This window comes from Micrococcus sp., from assembly GCF_030523875.1.
In the GTDB taxonomy this organism is placed as follows: domain Bacteria; phylum Actinomycetota; class Actinomycetes; order Actinomycetales; family Micrococcaceae; genus Micrococcus.
The window spans coordinates 1-6450 of record NZ_JAUNHR010000102.1; the positions used below are offsets into that span (position 1 = coordinate 1).

General features: G+C 75.4%; 6 protein-coding genes. All 6 read right to left on the reverse strand.

Annotated features, from left to right (window positions below; genetic code table 11):
- On the reverse strand, positions 1 to 1387 hold a 1387-nt coding region (locus tag Q4D18_RS10540), incomplete at its 3' end, for a bifunctional ADP-dependent NAD(P)H-hydrate dehydratase/NAD(P)H-hydrate epimerase (RefSeq protein ID WP_303128163.1).
- 33 nt (positions 1388 to 1420) lie between these two features.
- Complete coding sequence (locus Q4D18_RS10545) at positions 1421 to 1783, reverse strand: holo-ACP synthase (RefSeq protein WP_303128165.1); 363 nt, start codon at positions 1781 to 1783, stop codon at positions 1421 to 1423.
- Positions 1780 to 2478 carry a hypothetical protein gene (locus Q4D18_RS10550; protein WP_303128166.1) on the reverse strand — a complete coding sequence of 233 codons (699 nt, stop codon included), beginning with the start codon at positions 2476 to 2478 and terminating at the stop codon, positions 1780 to 1782. The genes Q4D18_RS10545 and Q4D18_RS10550 overlap by 4 nt, the downstream gene beginning before the upstream one ends.
- Complete coding sequence (glgX, locus tag Q4D18_RS10555; protein WP_303128167.1) at positions 2475 to 4598, reverse strand: glycogen debranching protein GlgX; 2124 nt, start codon at positions 4596 to 4598, stop codon at positions 2475 to 2477. The genes Q4D18_RS10550 and glgX overlap by 4 nt, the downstream gene beginning before the upstream one ends.
- A 90-nt stretch (positions 4599 to 4688) precedes the next feature.
- A complete protein-coding gene (locus Q4D18_RS10560; RefSeq protein ID WP_303128170.1) occupies positions 4689 to 5939 on the reverse strand; it encodes a serine hydrolase in 1251 nt (416 codons plus the stop codon).
- Positions 5940 to 6057: 118 nt separating this feature from the next.
- Positions 6058 to 6450 (reverse strand): SIS domain-containing protein (locus tag Q4D18_RS10565; protein WP_303128172.1); only part of this gene is annotated, 393 nt, incomplete at its 5' end.

Here is a 6450-nt window from a genome sequence, read left to right on the forward strand (position 1 = left end):
TGCGGGCCCGGTCGGCGGCGAGGACCGCGCCGAGCACCCCGGCCAGGACGTCCCCTGTGCCGGCCGTGCCCAGCGCCGCGCCGCCGTCGCGCATCAGCCACGCCTCGCCGTCGGGGGCGGCCACGAGGGTGCGCGGCCCCTTGAGCAGGACGGTGACCCCGTGGGCGGCGGCCCACGCGCGCAGGCGGCCGAGCTCGTCCGCCTGGCCCCCGGCCCCAGTCCCGAGGTCGGCGTCCGCCACCGGCAGCCGCTCGCGCAGCCGCGCCCACTCCCCCGCATGCGGGGTGAGCACCACGCGGGCCCCCGCGTTCGCGAGCGCGGCCAGCTGCTCCCCCGTCACCAGCTCGAGACCGGAGGCGTCCACGACCACGGCGGGGGCGCCGGCCGGCTCCCGCCCGGCCGCCAGCACGGCGTCCACCGCGCGCTCCAGCCGCTCCCGGGCAGCGGCGTCCGCGCCGAGGCCCGGCCCGACGACCCACGCGTCCGCCCGGTCCGGCTCCGGCCCGTCGGCGGAGACCAGCGCGGCGGGATGGGCGGCCAGGACGAGGTCGCACGCGGCCGCAGGACCCGCCAGATGGGCCATCCCGGCCCCCGCGCCCAGCGCGCCGCCCACCGCGAGCACCGCGGCCCCGGGGTAGCGCTCCGACCCCGCGGCGAGACCGACCACGCCGCGGGTGTACTTGTGCGCGTCCGGCGCCGGGGCCGGATGCAGCCGACGCACGGCCACGCGGTCCACCACGTGCAGGCCGGTCCGGGGCCCCGCCGGCAGGTGCTCGCCCAGGCCGATGTCCACGAGGTGCACCCGCCCGGCCGCCGCCGCCCCCTCGCCCAGCAGCAGCCCGGTCTTCACGGCCCCGAACGTCACGGTGTGCGCCGCGGTGAGGACCTCGCCGGCCACCGCGCCGGTGTCCGCGTCCACCCCGGAGGGCACGTCGCACGCCACCACGACGGCCCCGTCGGGCAGGTCCCGGGCCGCGGTGGGCAGCGTGAACCCGCCCTGGGCGCCGGTCCCGAGGATCCCGTCCACCACGACGGCGGCCCGCGCCGGCACGGCGTCCGCCACGCGGCCCCCCGCGGCGCGCAGGGCGGCGGCGCCCTCGGCGTGCCAGCGGGGGGCGCCGTCGTCGTCCTGCACGACGGGCACGGCCACGGCCTCCACCCCGCGGCGGCAGAGGAACGCGAGCGCCCACAGCGCGTCGCCCCCGTTGTTGCCCGTGCCCACGAGGGCGGCCACGGTGACGCCGGAGACCCGGCCCCGTTGCCGCAGCACCGCCGCCACGTGCTCGGCCAGACCCCACGCCGCGCGGCGCATCAGCGCGGGGCCCTGCCCCGCCGCCAGCAGGGGCCGCTCGGCCTCCCGCACTTGGGTGCCCGTGAATGCGCGCATGGACGCTCCTCTCGGTCCGGCCTGCGGCCGGGCTCAGTCGCGGCGCTCGGCCACCACGTACGCGGTGGCCACGTCGCCGTCGTGGCTCAGGGACAGGTGCCAGTGGGTGATGCCGAGCGCCTCGGCCTGCGCCCGGACGGTGCCCGTCAGGTGCACCTCGGGGCGCCCGTCCCCGTGGTCGGGGCGCGGGATCCAGCAGTGGTGCCACATCATCCCGGGCGGGGCGCCCATCGCCTTGGCGATCGCCTCCTTCGCGGCGAAGCGGGCCGCCAACGAGCGCAGCGGCAGGTCCCGCTCCAGCTCGGTGAACAGCCGCTCGCGCAGCGCGGGGGTGCGCTCGAGCTGGCCCCGGAACCGGGGCACGTCCACCACGTCCACGCCGACGCCCACGATCACGGCGCCACCGCCGCGTCCCACTGGTGGTCCGGCACCGTGGACAGGCCCTTGAGGCGCTTGTACACGTCCAGCGGCCACTGGACCGCGGCCGGCAGCTCGTCCGCGCAGTCCGGGGTCGCCCAGACCTTGCCGAAGGCGAGGGTGCCGTAGACGTCCTGCCGCAGCTCCCACACTGGCGAGGTCTGGCGGGGCGTGAACATCAGCAGGGAGACCGTGCCCTCCTCCGGCGGGAGGCAGCGCTCGGCCAGGATGCGGGCGCGCTCCACATGCTGGGGGAAGGTGAGCACGCCCAGGTGCTCCAGGCCCAGCTCGCGCATGCGATCGGCGGCGTGCATCACCTCGCCCTGCGTGGTCACGGGATCCGGGGCGAAGCACTCCACGACCGCCCCGTCGGCCCGCGGGTCGCGGACGCCCGGCGGGCCGCACAGGGTCTGGAACCCGTCCGGGCCCAGGTGCGCCGAGACGAACACCCGGTCCGCCACGCCGCGGTCGATCGCCTCGAGGGCGGCCTCGTACACCTGGGGGCGGCTGTAGAGCACCAGCAGGGCGTCCACCCGGTCCGGCTGCTCCGGCTCGGGATGGGTGGTCAGCCAGGCCGCACGGGACACTCCGACCCCCAGGAGCACCAGCACGACGACGACGCACGCCGCGAGAGCACGCCGCACCGCCCGCGGCCGCTGCCCCACGTCCGTCACGCCCGCGGCACCTGCCGCAGGATCATCGTGGAGCGGGCGGGGACCTCGAGGACCTCGCCGGCGTGCACGTGCGGGCGGGTGCCGTGCGGGGCGACATGGGACGAGGTGTCCACCAGGATCTCCCACTCCTCGGGGAAGAACGGGCCGGGCAGGGTGTAGGGCACCGGCTCCCACCACGCGTTCATCAGCACGTAGAAGTCCCGGTACGGCTCCTCGTCCTCGTCCCGGCGGGGCAGGTCGTGGCCGTTGAGGTAGAACGCGATCGAGCGGGCCTCGGCGCCCCAGTCGTCCTCGGTCTTGGCGGTGGCGTCCGGCTCCAGCCAGACGATGTCCGGCAGCGGGGCCTCGACGTCGCGGGCGGCCGGGCGGCCGTCGAAGTGCTGCCGGCGGCGGAACACGGCGTGGTCCCGGCGCAGGGCCACGACCTCCCGCGTGAACTCGACCAGCGCGTCGTCCTGCGCGGCCCAGTCGATCCAGGCCAGCTCGTTGTCCTGACAGTAGACGTTGTTGTTGCCGCGCTGCGTGCGCCCCAGCTCGTCGCCGTGGCTGATCATCGGCACGCCCTGGCTGACCATGAGCGTGGCCAGGAAGTTCCGGGTCTGGCGGGCCCGGAGGGTGAGCACCTCGGGGTCGTCGGTCTCGCCCTCGGCGCCGTGGTTCCAGGACCGGTTGTGCGCGTCGCCGTCGTTGTTGTCCTCGCCGTTGGCGTGGTTGTGCTTCTCGTTGTAGGAGACCAGGTCGTGGAGCGTGAAGCCGTCGTGCGCGGTGACGAAGTTGACCGACGCGCCGGGGCTGCGCCCGTCGCCCTCGTAGAGGTCGGCGGAGCCGGTCAGACGGGTGGCGAACTCGCCGAGCGTGCCGGGCTCGCCGCGCCAGAAGTCGCGGACGGTGTCCCGGTACATGCCGTTCCACTCGCTCCAGATGCCGGGGAAGTTGCCCACCTGGTAGCCGCCCCACCCCACGTCCCACGGCTCGGCGATCAGCTTGACGGTGCGCAGCACGGGGTCCTGGCGCACGACGTCGAAGAAGCCGGAGAACATGTCCGGACCCTGCTCCCCCTCCACGCGCGTCAGCGTGGTGGCCAGGTCGAACCGGAAGCCGTCCACGTGCATCTCCGTGACCCAGTGGCGCAGCGAGTCCATCACCAGCTGCAGGGCCTTGGGGCTGGACAGGTCCACGGAGTTCCCGGTGCCCGTGTAGTCCATGTAGTGCCGCTCGTCGCCCTCCACCAGGTGGTAGTAGCCGGCGTTGTCCAGGCCGCGCATGCTCAGCATGGGGCCCTTGTCGTTGCCCTCGGCGGTGTGGTTGTAGACGACGTCGATGATCACCTCGAGGCCCGCGGCGTGCAGGTCCTTGACCATCTGCTTGAACTCGCGGACCTGCCCGCCGACCTCGTCCGTGGACGCGTACGCGGCGTGCGGGGCCAGGTAGCCGAGCGTGTTGTAGCCCCAGTAGTTCGACAGGCCCTTCTCCTGCAGGGTCGCGTCGTTGACGAACTGGTGCACCGGCATCAGCTCGACGGCGGTCACCCCCAGGTCCGTCAGGTGCCGCACCACGGCCGGGTGCGCCAGGCCCGCGTACGTGCCGCGCAGCTCCTCGGGCACGTCGGGGTGGGTGGCCGTCATGCCCTTGACGTGCGTCTCGTAGACGATCGTGTCCGTCATCTCGGTGGCCGGGGAGGCGTCGTCGCCCCAGTCGAACGCGTCGTCCACCACGACGCCGAGCATCGACGTGCCCAGGCTGTCCTGGGTGTCCATGGCGTCCGGGTCGTCGAAGCGGTAGGAGTGGTGCTGCTGGCCCCACGCGTACTCCCCGGTGAAGGCGCGGGCGTAGGGGTCGGCGAGGATCTTGTGGGGGTTGTGCCACAGGCCCCGCGCCGGCTCCCACGGCCCGTGGACGCGGTAGCCGTAGCGCTGGCCCGGGCCCACGTCCGCCACGTGCACGTGCCACGTGGTGTCGTGGCGCTCCGTCACGGGGATGCGGGTCTCGGCCCCGGACCCGTCCACGAGGCACAGCTCCACGGCCTCGACCTCACGGCCCACCGCGACCGCGAAGTTGGTGCCGCTCTCGTCCACCGTGGCCCCCAGGGGGTACGGCTGGCCGATGTCCACTGTGTGCATGAGGGTGTCTCCGGGGGTCTCGAGGGGGCGCGCCGTGTCCGGGCGCGCGATCCCCCCGAGTCTAGTGGGAGCGACCCGTCCGCCCCCGGCTCACCCGAGTCGGCCCGAGCCCATCCCCGCCCGGCCCAGGCCCCGGGCCGCACCCCGGCCCGAGCCGACGCCGCCGCCCGGCAGGGCCACCGCCGCGCGGAACACGGCCAGCTGCCGGTCCCACACCTCGGCGGCGCCGGCCTCCCAGTACGGGCGCCCGACGAAGGTGAACGCCATCGCGCGCTCCCCGTCCCGGCTGGCCAGGGCCAGGGAGGCGGAGCCGAAGCCGCCGCCATCGTGCCCGTACAGCAGCGCGCCCGGCCGCGCGGGGTCGGGCACGGAGAAGATCCCGTACCCGTACCCGGCCGGCACGGCCGCACCGACCGGGGTGACCATCCGCTCCACCGAGGCCTGGGACACCAGGCGCCCCTGCATGAGCGCGCGGTAGAAGCGGACCACGTCCCCGGCGGTGGCGTTGACGGCCGCGGCCCCCGCGAACACGGACTGGTCCAGCGTGGTGAAGCGCGCGGTCTCCCCCGGGCGGACGGCGGCGTCCTCCATCTCCGCGCCGCGCACCAGCGTGCCGTCCTCCAGGCGCGCCCGGTGCATGCCGGCCGGGCGGAAGACGCGCTCGCGGATGAGCCGCCCCAGCGGGCGGCCGGTGACGGCCTCCACCATGAGCTGGACCACCACGTAGCCGGTGTTGGAGTAGCCCCACGCGGTGCCGGGCTCGAACCACCACGGGTCCTGGCGGGCGATCCCCACGAGCTCGCGGAGGCCGTAGCGGCGCGCCACCATGGCCTGGACGTCCTCCAGGGGCAGCTCCCACAGCCCGCGGTGGCGCAGCAGCACCCAGATCGCGTCCGGCATGCCGGAGGTGTGGTTCAGCAGCTGGCCCAGGGTCACGTCCTCCCGGCCGGGCCACAGCCCGGGCAGGACCTCGCCGATCGTGGAGTCCAGGCGCAGGGTGCCCCGCTCGACCTCCTGGAACGCCACCGTGGCGGTCATCGCCTTGGTCACGCTCGCCACACGGGCCACGGAGGACGGGCGGGCGGGGGCCGGCGAGGCGGCCGAGCGGCGGCCGGCGGCCACCTCCACCACGCAGCCGCCCGCGACGAACGACCCCACCGCGCCGACGACCGGCCAGGCGGTCAGGGCCTCGAGGGCGGCCTGCACCTGCGCCGTGCGCGGATCGGCCGACGGGCGGGACGCGGGGGCGGCGAGGGAGGCCGGGGCGGCGACGGCGGGCAGGGCGAGCCCGGCGAGGGACGCGGCAAGGCCGCGGGTGACGGTCCGACGGGAGGGGTGCATGGCGGGTCCTTGCTGGAGGGTCGACGTGACGCACATCACCCTACCCCCTCGCCCGGACACGACGACGCCCCCCGCCCGGGCGGGCGGGGGGCGTCGGGTGCGGCGCGTCAGCGCGGGGTCACTCGACGGTGACGGACTTGGCCAGGTTGCGCGGCTGGTCCACGTCGTAGCCCTTGGCGGAGGCCAGCTCGAGCGCGAAGATCTGCAGCGGCACCGTGGTCAGCAGCGGCATCAGCACCGGCTGGGTCTCGGGCACCTCGAACACCGTCTCGGCGTGCCGGCGGACGGCCTCGTCGCCGCGCTCGGCCACCACGAAGGTGCGGGCGCCGCGGGCGCGGACCTCCTGGATGTTGGAGACGACCTTGGCGTGCAGGGAGTGGCGGTCCATCGGGGACGGCATCACCACGAACACGGGCTGGCCGTCGTCGATCAGGGCGATCGGGCCGTGCTTGAGCTCGCCGGCGGCGAACCCCTCGGCGTGGATGTAGGCGAGCTCCTTGAGCTTGAGCGC